The organism is Anaerotignum sp. (assembly GCF_045122575.1).
GTDB lineage: Bacteria > Bacillota > Clostridia > Lachnospirales > Anaerotignaceae > Anaerotignum_A.
This window is the reverse complement of sequence record NZ_JBGVHV010000068.1, coordinates 1-13,081: the sequence shown is the minus strand read 5'-3', so window position 1 is coordinate 13,081 and position 13,081 is coordinate 1. Positions and strand designations below refer to the sequence as shown.

General features: G+C 48.3%; 14 protein-coding genes and 1 riboswitch. Of the genes, 6 read left to right on the top strand and 8 right to left on the bottom strand.

What is annotated here, in order from left to right:
* Positions 1 to 18: 18 nt before the first annotated feature.
* The 6 genes from ACJMLT_RS03105 to ispE form a co-directional block, all read right to left on the bottom strand.
* The gene (locus tag ACJMLT_RS03105; RefSeq protein WP_405726447.1) at positions 19 to 321 is read right to left on the bottom strand and encodes a hypothetical protein; all 303 of its coding nucleotides are present in this window, start codon (positions 319 to 321) and stop codon (positions 19 to 21) included.
* 22 nt (positions 322 to 343) lie between these two features.
* Positions 344 to 1,087 (bottom strand): DUF2089 family protein, encoded by a 744-nt coding sequence (locus ACJMLT_RS03100; RefSeq protein WP_405726444.1) that lies wholly within the window; start codon positions 1,085 to 1,087, stop codon positions 344 to 346.
* A gap of 156 nt (positions 1,088 to 1,243) precedes the next feature.
* Entirely contained in the window at positions 1,244 to 2,575 is a 1,332-nt protein-coding gene (locus tag ACJMLT_RS03095; protein WP_405726441.1) for a glucose-6-phosphate isomerase, read from the bottom strand.
* Positions 2,576 to 2,731: 156 nt separating this feature from the next.
* Positions 2,732 to 3,841, bottom strand: a complete 1,110-nt coding sequence (locus ACJMLT_RS03090; protein ID WP_405726438.1) for a G5 domain-containing protein — start codon at positions 3,839 to 3,841, stop codon at positions 2,732 to 2,734.
* A gap of 149 nt (positions 3,842 to 3,990) precedes the next feature.
* Positions 3,991 to 4,668, bottom strand: a complete 678-nt coding sequence (locus ACJMLT_RS03085) for a GntR family transcriptional regulator (RefSeq protein WP_405726435.1) — start codon at positions 4,666 to 4,668, stop codon at positions 3,991 to 3,993.
* Positions 4,661 to 5,563, bottom strand: a complete 903-nt coding sequence (gene ispE / locus ACJMLT_RS03080) for a 4-(cytidine 5'-diphospho)-2-C-methyl-D-erythritol kinase (RefSeq protein WP_405726432.1) — start codon at positions 5,561 to 5,563, stop codon at positions 4,661 to 4,663. Before ispE ends, ACJMLT_RS03085 begins: the two co-directional genes overlap by 8 nt.
* Positions 5,564 to 5,841: 278 nt before the next feature.
* Positions 5,842 to 5,958, top strand: a riboswitch (FMN riboswitch).
* 247 nt (positions 5,959 to 6,205) lie between these two features.
* On the opposite strand from ispE, the gene ribD reads away from it, so the two are divergent.
* The 5 genes from ribD to ytvI all read left to right on the top strand — a co-directional run bounded on the left by ribD (position 6,206) and on the right by ytvI (position 10,788).
* A complete protein-coding gene (gene ribD / locus ACJMLT_RS03075) occupies positions 6,206 to 7,318 on the top strand; it encodes a bifunctional diaminohydroxyphosphoribosylaminopyrimidine deaminase/5-amino-6-(5-phosphoribosylamino)uracil reductase RibD (protein WP_405726429.1) in 1,113 nt (370 codons plus the stop codon).
* On the top strand, positions 7,303 to 7,947 hold the full coding sequence (locus ACJMLT_RS03070) for a riboflavin synthase (RefSeq protein WP_405726426.1): 645 nt from the start codon (positions 7,303 to 7,305) through the stop codon (positions 7,945 to 7,947). Before ribD ends, ACJMLT_RS03070 begins: the two co-directional genes overlap by 16 nt.
* Before the next feature lie 18 nt (positions 7,948 to 7,965).
* On the top strand, positions 7,966 to 9,177 hold the full coding sequence (locus ACJMLT_RS03065; RefSeq protein ID WP_405726424.1) for a bifunctional 3,4-dihydroxy-2-butanone-4-phosphate synthase/GTP cyclohydrolase II: 1,212 nt from the start codon (positions 7,966 to 7,968) through the stop codon (positions 9,175 to 9,177).
* 26 nt (positions 9,178 to 9,203) lie between these two features.
* Positions 9,204 to 9,668: a 6,7-dimethyl-8-ribityllumazine synthase gene (gene ribE / locus ACJMLT_RS03060; protein ID WP_405726421.1), complete on the top strand. Its 465-nt coding sequence runs from the start codon at positions 9,204 to 9,206 to the stop codon at positions 9,666 to 9,668.
* Positions 9,669 to 9,759: 91 nt separating this feature from the next.
* Positions 9,760 to 10,788 carry a sporulation integral membrane protein YtvI gene (gene ytvI, locus ACJMLT_RS03055; protein WP_405726418.1) on the top strand — a complete coding sequence of 343 codons (1,029 nt, stop codon included), beginning with the start codon at positions 9,760 to 9,762 and terminating at the stop codon, positions 10,786 to 10,788.
* Positions 10,789 to 10,832: 44 nt separating this feature from the next.
* Here the strand turns inward: ytvI and ACJMLT_RS03050 are convergent, their stop codons facing one another.
* Positions 10,833 to 11,465: a TraX family protein gene (locus tag ACJMLT_RS03050; RefSeq protein WP_405726415.1), complete on the bottom strand. Its 633-nt coding sequence runs from the start codon at positions 11,463 to 11,465 to the stop codon at positions 10,833 to 10,835.
* The gene (cysK, locus tag ACJMLT_RS03045; RefSeq protein WP_405726412.1) at positions 11,462 to 12,394 is read right to left on the bottom strand and encodes a cysteine synthase A; all 933 of its coding nucleotides are present in this window, start codon (positions 12,392 to 12,394) and stop codon (positions 11,462 to 11,464) included. Before cysK ends, ACJMLT_RS03050 begins: the two co-directional genes overlap by 4 nt.
* Positions 12,395 to 12,602: 208 nt before the next feature.
* Between cysK and ACJMLT_RS03040 the strand changes: the two genes are divergently transcribed.
* Positions 12,603 to 13,081, top strand: a 479-nt coding sequence (locus ACJMLT_RS03040; RefSeq protein ID WP_405726409.1) for a M24 family metallopeptidase, incomplete at its 3' end; no start/stop codon positions are given.

Below are 13,081 nucleotides of genomic sequence, written 5' to 3'. Positions count from 1 at the left end.
ATCGCGTGTGTTTTCTTTTTATCTTCCTAATACTGTCTTACAGTATGTAATCTCTTCGATAGTAAATAATGATTGATATTCCTGTTTACAAACAGAATCTTCCACGGTCAAATCCAATCTTCCGCATAAATATAATGTTGCAAATCCATCTGAGGTTTTCCCTGTTTGCTGCCCAGTCGCAATCAGTTTTTTCGCAGTTTCCAGTGCACCATAGTTTGACAGCATCTGATTGAATCGTGACGGATTATATTTGCATTCCTTTTTCGCCCGATACATTTTATCTTTAATCTCTTCTTCAAATTTTCTTTTTAGTCTTTCCATAAAATCCATCCCTCTTCAAAGGTCAGTCTTTCATAAATTCTTCTGTCAGTTCCAGATAGCCTCTGCCATTTTTTGCAATTCCGGCCCATTCCAAAATTGCCGCCATTACAAATACCGGATCATATACAGATTGCCCCTCTTCATAGCCTCTAGACACAGCAATCGCACCTACCACCGTATTTTTTTCACAGCCTTTTTCTCCCAGTTTAAAGTTTCTGCCATTCCCTTTCTTTGCACGGCCACCTTGTTCTCTCAAGCATTTTACGATCTCATCAAACACTTCGTACTCGTAATTGGGTTTAATCGGAAGTTTGTCGCTGGAAAAGGTTGTCCCATCTGGTTCTGCGCAAATTTCACAAGGAAGCCCTCTTGACGTAAATACAGTAACTTTTCCCCCGTTATCCTTAATTTTTGCCTTAATAATTTCCGAAGCCTTTTTACTTGTATAGTCTATATTTAAATTACTCATATCAACTTCATCCCTTTCCCTTTTTTCAGGTACTTCACTTAATTCTAATGAAATCAGCAACTCCTCCAATCTTTTTTTTGCTGTGGGATAGGATATCTGCTGTTCTAGCTGTACATCCTTCATGTTTCCTCTGTTTTTCAAAAAAGAAAGCAGAAAATCATATTGTTCCTTTTCAAGTCGATCAAATACACTCAAAGCATATTCTTTTTTCAATTCCATTCCGCAATCAGGACAACACAAAAGAGAGATTTTCAGCGTTCCTTTACATTCCGGGCATTTCGAAAGTATTTGTTTCATAAGGATCACCTCTTATCCCAAGCATATATCAACCCACACTATTTATCAATATAGACTTTAATATTTTTAATATCTATTTTAAGAATATTATCACCATAAAAATAAAAGAAGCCATGTATCAAATTGATACATAGCTTCTGCTTTTTCATATTTCAATTATTTGATTCTTGCTTCCAGTGCAGCTTTCATATCTTCGTAACCGGGTTTACCCAGCAGAGCAAACATGTTTTTCTTGTATGCTTCTACACCGGGCTGGTCGAAGGGATTTACATCCAGCAGGTAACCGGAGATACCAACTGCTTTTTCAAAGAAATAAACCAGAGCACCGAAGTGGTATTCATCCATTTTGTCCATTTCGATCACCATGTTGGGCACGCCGCCGTCCATGTGTGCCAGCATTGTACCTGCAAATGCTTTGCTGTTTACAAAGTGGATTTCTTTATCAGCCAGGAAGTTCAGACCGTCGCCGTCCTGTGCATCGAAGGGAACTACTGCTGCTGTTTTGGGTTCTTTTACCCACAGAACTGTTTCGAAGAAGAAACGCAGACCTTCCTGAATGTACTGACCGATGGAGTGCAGGTCTGTGGAGAAGTTTGCTGTTACAGGGAATACGGCCTTGTTTTCCTTGCCTTCGCTTTCTGCATACAGCTGTTTGAACCATTCACCGAAGGATGTCAGGTGAGGTTCATAGTTTGCCAGGATTTCTACTGTTTTACCCTGTTTGTAGAACAGGTAACGCAGTGCTGCATACTGATAGCAGATGTTTGCTTTCAGATCGGGGTTCATGTATTCTTTTCTTGCATCCTGTGCGCCTTTCATTACAGCGTCCAGATCAACGCCTGCAACTGCCATGGGCAGCAGGCCTACGGGTGTCAGAACGGAGAAACGGCCGCCAACGTCATCGGGGATCACGAATGTTTCGTAACCTTCCTGATCGCACATTGTTTTCAGTGCACCTCTTGCTTTGTCTGTTGTTGCAAAGATTCTCTTTGCTGCTTCTTCTTTGCCGTATTTATCTTCCAGCATTTTTTTGAAGATACGGAAAGCGATGGCAGGTTCTGTTGTTGTACCGGATTTAGAGATTACGTTTACGGAGAAATCTCTGTCACCCAGGATTGCCAGGATATCGTTCAGATATGCGGAGCTGATGTTGTTGCCCACAAAGTAGATATCGGGTGTGTCTTTTTTCAGTTCGTTGTAGTAAGGTGTTTTGATGAAGTCCAGTGCAGTTCTTGTGCCCAGATAAGAACCACCGATACCGATCACGATCAGCACTTCGCTGTTTGCTTTGATTCTTTCTGCTGCTTTTTTGATACGTTCAAATTCATCCTTGTCATAGTTTTCGGGCAGATCTACCCAGCCAACGAAGTCGTTGCCTTTGCCTGTCTTTTCGTGCAGACCCTTATGGCAGCGTTCTACATCCGCCTGCAGCGCATACACCTCGTCCATGTTGATAAAGTCTCCCTGAAGAGAAAAAGAAATACCCATTATGAAAACCTCCTTAATTGTTATATACAGAGGGCCGGATTGCCTCTCTGCAGTTTTATCATCTGTATCTTCCCCTATTATAACACAAAAAAAGTTGTTGCAAAGCCCTTTTGGGACATTTTTTGCAACAACTTTACATTTTTGTCTCACCTTGTATTATTGTGTCCCTTTTACGATGATTTCAGGCACTGCTTCCTGAATGATTTCTTTGGACACTTCTTTTTCCTCAATGACGACGCCGTTGACACGGGTGATCTGGATGGTGCTCTTCTTCTGGCCTGCTTTGCCCTGCTGGATGACCTTCTGATAACTGGAAGGTTTGGTGTCATCGTACTGGGTCTGATAAGTTTTGGGTTCCACCGCGGTCAGCACCTGTGTTTCAATGGTCTTGATGGAAATTTTAGGTTTCTGTACAGGAACGTTGATCACCTGACCAACTCTGATGCTTTTATTCAGATCTGCACCGGGATTCAGTTCCAGCAATTTTTCCACTGTAGTCTTAAATTCGCCGGCGATCAGATAGAGGGCATCGCCGGACTGTATGGTATAACTCTGTGTGGTTTCCGTTGTGGATTTCAGCACGGCAATGGCATCTTCCTGTTCCAGAATCTCCGTAGATTCCACGAATTCATTGACGATCTCCACTTTTTCCACCCAGTCGATCTTTGCATCTTCCGGAATGCCGCCTTCCGGCAGCAGTTCTGTTTTCAGCTGGGTCAGCACTGCATCAGCCGCTTCCTTATTGGCAAGGATGGCCGCTTTGCCGCCGTCCACAGTGATGATGGCTGCTTCTACTTTATAGGTCACCATATTACGCATCTTGGGCAGCAGATGTTCCATGGTGCAGACATCCTTTTTGTTTTTGGAACCGATATGCACGCCTTCCACCTTGATCTCTTCATTGATCTGCACTTTGGAACCAACGATACCCTCCAGCTGGCTTTCCAGTGTTTTTTTTAATTCCTCCGCAGAAACATCGGTGCCTTCTAGGATCCCTACCTGCTCTGTGTTGATGAACACTGCCGAGCCGTTTTTTCTGACACACAGAAAAACAACCAACAGCAGCACTACGATACCGATCAGGTACAGTGCATTCCGATTCAGTTTTCTGCCGCCGCCTTTTTTCACACGTTTTTTCTGCGGCTCCTGCTGTCTTTCTCTGCGGCTCTGTCTGCCGCTGCTTTTCTTGCTTCTGCTGCCTCTGACGGGTTTGCCGCCGCCATAGGGCACGCGTTCTTCCCTTTTGGGAAACATAGTATCGGACACGGGAATTCCCCCTATTCTACAAAAATTGATAGATTTCTACAGATACTATTCTATGATAGGAACGTAAAGATTGCAAGCAAAAGCGAACAATCGTTAAGAAACTGTAATGATGCAAAAGAAAAAGCCTCCCTTGGGAGGCTGATCTTTTCTTATTTGCTTCTTACAAAACGCAGAATGGATTCTGTCTGGTATTTGATATGACCCTGAGCGATAGATGCGCCTTCTTCGCCGTCATGGTTTTCAATGGCACGGATGATGCTTCTGTGGTGTGCCACGATAGTGGACATGGATGTTTCGTTATTCTTTGCCTGTGCCATTCTGTAACGATACAGCTGGATACGCAGGTTTCTGAAGATATTGATCAGTTTATCGTTTTCTGTTGCAGCAAAGATCAGATCGTGGAAATCTTCGTCGATATCAACAAAATGTTCTACATCGTTGTCTGCCACAGCCTTTTCAAAGTCTACTTCCATATTTTTCAGCTGCTGCAGGTCTTCTTTGCTCATTTTTTTGCAGGCAACAGAAGTCGCCAGACCTTCCAGCGCGCTTCTTACTTCCAGAATATTGATGATATCTTTTTCACTCATATCCAAAACCTGTGCGCCTTTTCTGGGAACCAGTTCCACCAGATTTTCCAGTTCCAGCATACGCAGCGCTTCACGCACGGGTGTACGGCTCACGCCCAGTTTTTCTGCCAGCTGGTTTTCCATCAGTCTTTCACCGGGAACCAGTTTGCCTGTCAGGATGGCATCTCTCAGTGTATTGAACACAACATCTCTCAGGGGCAGGTATTCGTTTGTATTGATATTGAATTTTGTATCAGCCATTTTGCTTTTCTCCTCTCAACTCTCTCTGCACACGGTAAGTCTTTGTGGCTACCGCTTCTTTCAACGCAAATTCTCTTTTCACCAGCGCTGCCGCCTTTCTTGCCTTTTCTCTGTCCTTGAACAGGGCAAAAACAGTCGGGCCGCTGCCGCTCATCAAAGCGCCTTCCGCGCCTAATTCCATCAGTCTGGTTTTGATTTCTGCGATCTTAGGATGCATTTCAATGGTCACAGTTTCCAGCACATTGCAAAGCAGTTTTCCCATTTTTGCAACATCGCCTTCTTCCATGGCCGCAAGCATCGCTTTTGTATCGGGGTGGTCTTCGACTTCGTCCCACTTCAGCCCCTTATAAACAGAGACAGTGGAAACGCTGACAGGCAGTTTTGCCAGAACCACGTAACATTCCGGGCAGGGATGGGCCACATTGGTCATGATCTCGCCGACGCCTTCGCACAGCACAGTTCCCCGGCGTACACAGTAAGGGATATCAGAACCCAGTTTTCCAGCCAACTCTTCCAGCTGAGCTTCAGACAGATGCAGATCAAACAGTTTATTCATACCGACCAATACCGCCGCACAGTCCGTACTGCCGCCGGCCAGACCTGCCGCCACGGGGATCCGTTTGTCGATCTCAATAAAAACACCGCCATCGATCCCATAGGTTTCCCGCATGAGATTTGCCGCCTTCCACGCCAGATTGCGCTCGTCAGTCGGCAACCAGGGCAGATTCGTTTTCAGTTTGATCTCCGGCTTTTCCAGTTTTTTCATATAGATACCGTCGTAAAGGGCTACGGTCTGCATGATGGTTTCCAGAAGATGGTAGCCATCCTCCCGTTTGCCGGTTACGTCCAGCGTCAGATTGATTTTTGCTCTTGCCTTCAGTCGAATTTCCTTCACGGCGTGTTCCCCCGTTTTTTCTATACTGTATACATTAACTGATTGTATTGTACACCATTTCAAACACAGATACAATCCGCAACTTGTACAAAAAAGCAGTTTTTGTAAAAAAATGTCCCACAGAACCGATAATAAACCAAATCGCAGTAAACGAAATAAATCACACTCTTTTCGATATATTTTTGTAATTATGCTACAAAAATCTGTCTCTCGCAGACACTGTTTTTTTACTTGCATTTTCGACAAATACTGTTATACTGTGCTTGTAAAAATAATAACAAACTCTTCAGGGCAGGGTGAAATTCCCGATCGGCGGTAAAGTCCGCGAGCGCGCAGGCGCATGATTTGGTGAAAGTCCAAAACCGACAGTATAGTCTGGATGGAAGAAGAGAAAACGAACCGGCTTTCGGTATTTTTTGTGTGCAAAAAAACGGTATATCCTGCTTTTTTTGTGCTGCGGAAAATCCCTGTCTTTTCGTCTGTTTTCTATGCCCTGTATCTGCCTTTTCGGCACATACGGGCTTTTTTATTTCAGCAATATCTGCAAGGATACGGCTTTTTTCCCGTCCCGTTTTTTCCGAAAACAGACACCTTCTCTTTTTGTGCCTTTCCGCCCTGAATGGAAAGGAGTTGTTTTTTCCCATGTCTCACGAAATCTATATGCGCCGCGCCATAGAACTGGCAAAGCGGGGTCTTGGCACCACTGCGCCCAATCCGCTGGTAGGGGCTGTCATCGTAAAGGACGGCCGCATCATCGGCGAAGGCTATCACGCCCACTGCGGCGGCCTGCACGCAGAAAGGAATGCCTTTGCAAACTGCACAGAGGATCCTGCCGGCGCCGACCTTTATGTCACACTGGAACCCTGCTGCCACCACGGGCGTACCCCTCCCTGCACAGATATCATTCTGGAACAGGGGATCCGCCGTGTCTTCATCGGTTCCCGCGACCCCAACCCAAAGGTCAGCGGCAAAGGTGCCGCCCTGCTCCGTCAGCACGGTCTGGAAATCACAGAGGATTTCCTGCAGGAGGAATGTGATGCATTGAACCCCGTCTTTTTTCACTACATGACGAAAAAAATGCCCTATGTGGCCATCAAATATGCCATGACTGCCGACGGAAAGCTGGCAACGGTCACCGGCGCATCCCAATGGATCACCGGAGAAAAAGCCCGCGCCCATGTCCATCAGCTGCGTCATCAGTATCAGGGCATTCTGGCAGGCATCGGCACTGTCCTTGCCGATGATCCCCTGCTGAACTGCCGCCTGCCCGATGGAAAAGACCCCGTCCGCATCATCTGCGACAGCCATCTGCGCCTGCCATTGGATAGCCGCATCTGCCAGACCGCCCAAAAGATCAGAACCATCGTGGCCTATACAGAGGCATCTGCCGAAAAAATCGATGCCCTGAAAGAGACGGGCATCCATCTCTGGCAAATGCCGAACAAAAACGGCCATGTCGCCCTGCGCCCGCTGCTAAAAAGACTGGCAGAGGCGGAGATCAGCAGTATCCTTGCAGAAGGCGGCGGCGAGATCCACGCCAGTCTTCTGGAGGAACATCTGGCACAAAAGGCTTATATCTATCTTGCACCCAAAATTTTCGGCGGCAAAAATGCCAGAACCCCCGTCGGCGGTGCAGGCGTCCCCCTCCCCGCAGACGCCTTCCTGCTGAAACCGACGGACATGCAATATTTCAACGAAGATCTGTTACTGGAATTTGATGTTCTGGAAGGAGGGAAAGCATGTTTACAGGATTGATCGAAGAGATCGGCACCATCCGCCGCGTCGTCTCCGGCACAGAATGGGGCAGCATTGCCATCTGCTGCAGGGATGTCCTGACAGGGACAAAAATCGGGGACAGCATTGCCGTCAACGGGGTCTGCCTGACCGTGACCTCCCTGCAAAAGGACGGCTTCACCGCCGATGTCATGGCAGAAACCCTGCGCCGCAGTGATCTGGGGGCATTGGGCCAAGGTTCCCCTGTCAATCTGGAACGGGCCATGGCCGCTGACGGACGATTTGGGGGGCATATCGTGGCCGGTCATGTGGACGGCACAGGCACCCTGATCCGAAAAACGAAGGAAGGCAATGCCACTCTGCTGACCTTTTCTGCCGCCCCTGCCCTTTTGTACGAAGTGGTGGAAAAAGGCTCCATCGCCATCGACGGCGTAAGCCTGACCGTCGTTTCCGTAACAGCCGAAACCTTTACGGTTTCCATCATCCCCCACACGGGAGCAAAAACGATTTTAACGGAGAAACAACCGGGTGATCCCGTCAATCTGGAAACAGATGTGATCGCCAAGTATATCCGACGCTTCACCACGCCTCAGAAAGAAGAAAAAAACAGCCGTCTCACCCTGTCCTTTTTACAGGAAAACGGATTTTAAAAAAGGAGGAATTTCACCATGCAGTATTCATGCAGCACCATTGAACACGCTCTGGATGAGCTGAGAAACGGACACCTCATCATGGTCATCGATGATCCGGACAGAGAAAACGAAGGCGATCTTGTCTGCGCTGCCCGCTTCGCCACTACGGAAAATGTAAATTTCATGGCAACAGAAGGCAAAGGCCTCATCTGTACGCCTATGTCTGCAGAACTGGCCGACCGGCTGGGACTGGAACAGATGGTAAAAGTCAATACAGATAATCACTGCACTGCCTTTACCGTTTCCATTGACCATGTAAATACCACTACGGGCATTTCTGCGGAAGAACGGGGATATACCTGCCGTATGTGCGTAGACCCCCATACAAAACCGGAAGATCTGCGCCGCCCCGGCCACGTTTTCCCTCTGGTAGCAAGAAAAGGCGGCGTTCTGGTCCGCAACGGCCACACAGAAGCCACCGTTGACCTTTGCCGTCTGGCAGGACTGGAGGAATGCGGCCTCTGCTGCGAGATCATGCGGGAAGACGGCACCATGATGCGCACTTCCGAACTGATGAAAAAAGCCGCTGAATGGGGCATTTCTGTCATCACCATCAAAGACCTGCAGGATTACTGCCGCCGTCACGAAAAACATGTACACAAGGAAGCCGAAGCCGACCTGCCCACCGCCTTTGGTGCATTTCGGATCATGGGCTATGTGAACGATATCACAGGAGAACATCATGTGGCTCTGGTGAAGGGCGAAATCGGCGACGGGAAAAACCTGCTCTGCCGTGTCCATTCCGAATGTCTGACGGGCGACGTTTTCGGCTCCTGCCGCTGTGACTGCGGCCCCCAGCTGTCCGCCGCTCTGCAGCAGATCGAAGCCGAAGGCCGCGGCATCCTCCTTTATATGCGACAGGAAGGCCGCGGGATCGGGCTTATCAATAAACTCAAAGCCTATGCACTGCAGGAACAGGGCAGAGATACCGTAGAAGCCAACGTGGAACTGGGATTTGCCCCCGATCTGCGGGAATACTGGGTCGGCGCACAGATCCTGCAGGATCTGGGTGCAAAGGAACTGCGCCTTCTGACCAACAACCCCGACAAGGTATACGGGCTGGACGGCTTTGGGGTAAAGATCGTGGAACGAGTGCCCATCGAAATCCCGCCACAGCAGTATGATGCGTTCTATCTGAAAACAAAACAGCAGAAAATGGGACATATTTTCTCCCATATCTTTGAATAAAGAGACGACCAAAGGAGGTTTTTACCATGCATAAAATCGAAGGAAAACTGATGGCCAACGGCATGAAATTCGGGATCGTTGCAGCCAGATTCAATGAATTTATCGTAAGCAAGCTCATTGGCGGTGCGGAAGATGCCCTGCTGCGCCACGGTGCTCAGGGAGAAGATATCACACTGGCATGGGTGCCGGGTGCTTTTGAGATCCCTGCCGCTGCAAAGCAGATGGCTCTTTCCGGCAAATACGATGCAGTCATCTGTCTGGGTGCTGTGATTCGCGGTGCTACCAGCCATTATGATTATGTCTGCAACGAAGTTTCCAAGGGCATTGCCCATGTTTCTCTGGAAACAGGCGTCCCCGTACTCTTCGGCGTTGTGACCACAGAAAACATTGAACAGGCTGTGGAACGAGCAGGCACAAAGGCCGGCAACAAAGGATATGATGCCGCGGTTTCCGCCATCGAAATGGTAGACCTGATGAAAAAACTGAAATAAAAATACCATCGAAGAAAGTCACCCCTATAGACAGTTCCTGATTTGTGATATAATAAAGGAAAATGAAATCCTTTTGTAAGGGGGTATGCCTATGTGGGCAATTTACGAAAAAAACAAACAGGCCATCCATGATATCGCCCTGCTGCTGGCGGCGATTCTGGCATGCTTTCTGTTTTTCAAGTATTTATCCCCCATCTTCCTACCGTTTATCATCGGCTGGCTGATGAGCCTGCTGTTCAATCCTCTGGCAGACAGACTGGAAAAGCACGGCGTACCGCGGGGCATCGGCACCCTTCTGGGCATCCTGCTTCTGCTGGCTTTTCTGGGACTGTTGGGCTTCTGGTCCGGGAACAGCCTCCTCCACAAGGCGCAGTCCTATTACGAAAATCTGCCCTATTACATGGATTTTTTCAAAGGAAAGATGCAGGAATTTTGGGCACAGTTTGATACCTTCTGCCGGAAACTGCCCCCCGAACTGCAGACATCCTTCCTGTCCTTCCAGAAGGATGCCACAGGGATGCTGCTTTCTCTGCTCCCGAAAGGGGACGGCAGTGCCTTGGGCGGTGTGTCCAATTTCTTCATTGCCTTCTTCGTGGCTCTGATCTCTGCCTACTTCTTTACCAAAGACAGAGATCTCATCCATAGCGTATATGGAAAACATCTGGCGCCTTTATTGGGTATTTCCGTACACACCACCAAAAACGAACTGAAAGCCTCCGTCTGGGGCTATATCAAGACCCAGTTCATCCTGATGGGATTTACATTCACCCTGACCATCATCGCTATGCTGGTGATGAAATCCCCCTATCCGCTGCTGTTAAGCATCGTCATTGCCCTCATCGATTCTCTGCCCTTCTTCGGCAGCGGTTTTATCCTCTGGCCGGGGGCGATCATCCATCTGCTGACAGGAAATACCTTCCTTGCCATCGGATATATGGTGCTGTATGCTTCCATTCAGATCATGCGACAGATCCTGCAGCCGAAGATCCTCGGCACACAGATCGGTCTGCATCCTCTGCTGACCCTGTTCTCCATGTATTTCGGGTTCCAGTGTATCGGCGTCATCGGCCTCATCATCGGCCCCATCGTTGCCGTGATTTTGAAAGCTTTTTTCAATTGAAAAACCAGACATAAAAAAGACCACCTCGAAAGAGGTGGTTATTTTTATATCGCCATTTGTATACCCCAAAGCACCAAGAGATGCAGGGGATAAAATACATAAAAGAAATATCTTGGCAATTTTTTCGACAAAGCCTGTATCCGCCATTTTCCATCCAGAAAACCAAAGGAAAACAAAGATAAGATCTGCACCCATGCTCCCGTCATCAGGCCATACACGGCATTGATGATGACCTGTCCGTAAAAACACAGGCTGTCCTTCACGCCGTAGAACCCAAAGAAGAAGATCGTCCAGACGCCATACCAGCCATAGCTCATATCCACAAAATAACAGAGGATGAGCAAGGCGCCTGCCAGTCCTGTTTTCCCTTTCTGCCAGAAATGCAGAGCCAAAGCCCCCCATGCCAGCATAAATAAGGGATTCAGCTGGGTCAGCCCAAACAGCTTCATATAAACAGGCTGAGAAACTGCCGCCGCCAGCAGGATGCGCATCAGATACTTTTTAAAATCAGAAGTATATCCCACCCCTTGAGCAATGCCAAAGGCAAACAAAGGAAAGGACAAACGTCCGATGGCACGAAACCCAATGACCGCAGGAAAAAACACTGCTCCGATATGATCCATGAGCATGGTCAGCGCCGCCATGCACCGGATGAACTGCCGCTGTTCTCTGCTCATACGCTGAACATAGGCGTAGAAAGGTATCTGTCCCCTGTATCAGGCAGGAGAACTACGATATTCTTGCCCGCATTTTCGGGACGTTTTGCCACTTCCAGCGCCGCATACAGTGCCGCACCGGAGGAAATGCCTACCAGCAGCCCTTCGTTTCTGGCGATCAGTCTGCCTGCTTCGTAAGCTTCTTCTTCTGTCACCGTCAGTACTTCATCATAAATATCCTGATCCAGTGTGGCAGGCACAAAGTTTGCCCCCATCCCCATCAGACCGTGGGGCGCCGCTACGCCCTTGGTCAGCAGAGGAGAAGATGCAGGTTCCACACCAATGATCTTCACATCAGGATTCTGTTCTTTCAGATATTTGCCTGTACCGGACAAAGTGCCGCCTGTGCCGATGCCCGCCACGAAAATATCCACTTTTCCGTCTGTATCCTCCCAGATTTCAGGGCCTGTGGTATCATAATGAGCCGCAGGATTGGAAGGATTATCAAACTGACCGGGGATAAAGGAATTAGGGATCTCCCTTGCCAGTTCTTCCGCCTTTTCGATGGCACCGCTCATGCCCTTTGCCCCTTCTGTCAGCACCAGTTCCGCACCGAAAGCAGTCATCAGCAGTCTGCGTTCCATGCTCATGCTGTCAGGCATTACGATGATAGCTCTGTAGCCTCTGGCCACCGCCATGACTGCCAGACCAATGCCGGTATTGCCGCTGGTCGGTTCGATGATGGTAGCACCCGCTTTCAGAATCCCTGCTTTTTCCGCATCCTCCACCATGCGTTTCGCCACACGGTCTTTAGCGCTGCCGCCGGGGTTCAGTGCTTCCACCTTTGCCAGCAGGGTTGCCTGCAGTTCCAGTTTCTGTTCCAGATTGGACAGTTCCATCAAAGGAGTTCTGCCGATCAGTTCATCAATACTTTTATAAATCTTAGCCATATTTTTCAGCCTCCTGTTTCAAAATTCATCTCTATCAGTTTAGCACAAAATTTCGCCCTGCGCAGGAAAAATATCAGATTTCCACCAATATCCCAAAAAGAAGTCAGATTCCCAGACGATTCTGCCTTCGTTCTCTTGTACCAGCCCCGTTTTTGTGCTACCATATTGCCAGAGTATGTATACAATTTTTGAAAAAAGGAGAATCAGCATGAAAATCGGTAGAAATGACCCCTGCTGGTGCGGCAGCGGCAAAAAATACAAATCCTGCCACGCGGCATTTGATGAAAAAATCGAATCTTACAAAGCAAAACGGATCCCCGTTCCCAGCCACAAACTGATCAAAACACCCGAACAGCTGGAAGGCATCCGCAAAGCGGGCAAACTGAATACAGAAGTGCTGGATATGATCGCAGAAAAGATCTGCGCCGGCATGTCCACAGAAGAGATCAACACACTGGCTCATAACTACATCGTAGAACACGGCGGTATCCCTGCCTGTCTGGGCTATCAGGGCTTCCCCAAAAGCATCTGCACATCCGTGAACGATGCCATCTGCCACGGTATCCCCTCTGAAAACGAAATCCTGAAAGACGGCGATATCATCAACGTAGACGTGACCACTATTCTGGACGGCTACTACGCTGACGCTTCCCGTATGTTCATGATCGGCGAAGTTTCCGACGAAGC

Bases quoted from the DNA above. Each gene is read 5' to 3' on its own strand.
- ACJMLT_RS03105 (WP_405726447.1), bottom strand. From the start codon at position 321: ATGGAAAGACTAAAAAGAAAATTTGAAGAAGAGATTAAAGATAAAATG.
- ACJMLT_RS03100 (WP_405726444.1), bottom strand. From the start codon at position 1,087: ATGAAACAAATACTTTCGAAATGCCCGGAATGTAAAGGAACGCTGAAA.
- ACJMLT_RS03095 (WP_405726441.1), bottom strand. From the start codon at position 2,575: ATGGGTATTTCTTTTTCTCTTCAGGGAGACTTTATCAACATGGACGAG.
- ACJMLT_RS03085 (WP_405726435.1), bottom strand. From the start codon at position 4,668: ATGGCTGATACAAAATTCAATATCAATACAAACGAATACCTGCCCCTG.
- ribD (WP_405726429.1), top strand. From the start codon at position 6,206: ATGTCTCACGAAATCTATATGCGCCGCGCCATAGAACTGGCAAAGCGG.
- ACJMLT_RS03070 (WP_405726426.1), top strand. From the start codon at position 7,303: ATGTTTACAGGATTGATCGAAGAGATCGGCACCATCCGCCGCGTCGTC.
- ACJMLT_RS03065 (WP_405726424.1), top strand. From the start codon at position 7,966: ATGCAGTATTCATGCAGCACCATTGAACACGCTCTGGATGAGCTGAGA.
- ribE (WP_405726421.1), top strand. From the start codon at position 9,204: ATGCATAAAATCGAAGGAAAACTGATGGCCAACGGCATGAAATTCGGG.
- ytvI (WP_405726418.1), top strand. From the start codon at position 9,760: ATGTGGGCAATTTACGAAAAAAACAAACAGGCCATCCATGATATCGCC.
- ACJMLT_RS03050 (WP_405726415.1), bottom strand. From the start codon at position 11,465: ATGAGCAGAGAACAGCGGCAGTTCATCCGGTGCATGGCGGCGCTGACC.
- cysK (WP_405726412.1), bottom strand. From the start codon at position 12,394: ATGGCTAAGATTTATAAAAGTATTGATGAACTGATCGGCAGAACTCCT.